This window comes from Endozoicomonas sp. ONNA2 (genome assembly GCF_024606365.1).
Classification (GTDB): Bacteria; Pseudomonadota; Gammaproteobacteria; order Pseudomonadales; family Endozoicomonadaceae; genus Endozoicomonas.
In genome coordinates, this window is the sequence record NZ_JAHHPO010000891.1 from 1 (window position 1) to 1,252 (window position 1,252).

Below are 1,252 nucleotides of genomic sequence, written 5' to 3' on the forward strand. Positions count from 1 at the left end.
TTTAAATTAGCCTTGATTGGAACGATCGTAAGGCCGATTCTATCGCCCTGCCATTTTCAATCGTCTTTTTATCAGCATTCTGTTTATTGCCGTTAGCTATAGCCAGATTCAGAATATCATTTTCAAGTTTGTTCTTTATTTGAAATGAACGTGTTTTACTAAATTTCATACCACTTATGTTCAACCGTTTAAATGCGTCAGCAATTGCACCCACCATACGGCTAATAATATTTTTCCTGCCGGTTTGGGCTGTAACAATAACATTAACAAATTTGTCTATATTACTACTGGCGCAGATGGAAACATTGTAATATCTTTTTGCCTCTACTGAATAAAATATCACTTCTTTTTCGTCACCTTTGAATTCACCAACGCCATTAATGAGTAATTTATCATTCATGTTCATGTTGTTTTGCCATGAATTGATGTTAATGGCAGCTTCTATTGGATATTCATGAGGATTCATACCAATTACCTCCATGGCAATTAATCGATCAAAAAGAGCAGAATGGAATCTATAAACTCATTATTTACAATAAGCTTAAAAAGAGCTTAAAGTATGATATAGAAAATTTACCCTGACAATAACGACAACCCGGTTAGTAATATTAACAATCGATAGAAAAAAATAAGGGTCAGGTCCTTCATTAAAAAATAAGAGGTCTTTCATTATGCGTGTGCCGTAGCACGGCTTTAAAGAAAACTGTGGTCAAGTCTTGATTGCGACAGGCGAGGCCTGAGAATCTGGGAGGTTCCATGAACTGAAATCATTCGTTGAAATCCAGTGGGTTCGACTCCCACCCGGTAAAGGTTAACCATCAGCTAAAGCTGGGGTCAAGTCTTTGAGTGTGCAAATATCTTTTCTCATCATCATAAATGGCAATTGTTATGCATAATGAAAGACCTGATGGAATGGTCTGCCCCACTCCCAAAACGGTTTAACCGTGTTCTTCCGTGAACTTCTCAGTGGAATGTACGAAGAGATGAAACACCTGGACGAGCGAGTAGAAAAGCTTGGGCAAAAACTCGAAACCATTGCGTTCAATAATGAAGCTTGCCAGCCTTTATTAACCATACCCGGTATTGGGTTACTGAGCGCTACAGCTCTGGTCGTAGCGATTGGCGATATCTCGGCATTTAAAAAGCTGGGGTCAGGTCTTTGATTGTGCAAATCTCTTCCCTCATCACCATAAATAAAAAGCTGGGGTCATATATGGTCCGCCCCGCATTGCAAGGGAAAGTTTTCCATCAT

Annotated in this window: 2 protein-coding genes; one reads left to right on the forward strand and one right to left on the reverse strand. The window is 39.1% G+C overall.

The genetic code is table 11. The features are described 5' to 3' along the window. Position 1: 1 nt before the first annotated feature. Positions 2 to 466 carry a hypothetical protein gene (locus KDK14_RS15865; RefSeq protein ID WP_257266147.1) on the reverse strand — a complete coding sequence of 155 codons (465 nt, stop codon included), beginning with the start codon at positions 464 to 466 and terminating at the stop codon, positions 2 to 4. Positions 467 to 944: 478 nt separating this feature from the next. On the opposite strand from KDK14_RS15865, the gene KDK14_RS15870 reads away from it, so the two are divergent. Further along, positions 945 to 1,163, forward strand: a complete 219-nt coding sequence (locus tag KDK14_RS15870; RefSeq protein WP_257266148.1) for a transposase — start codon at positions 945 to 947, stop codon at positions 1,161 to 1,163. Positions 1,164 to 1,252 lie beyond the last annotated feature (89 nt).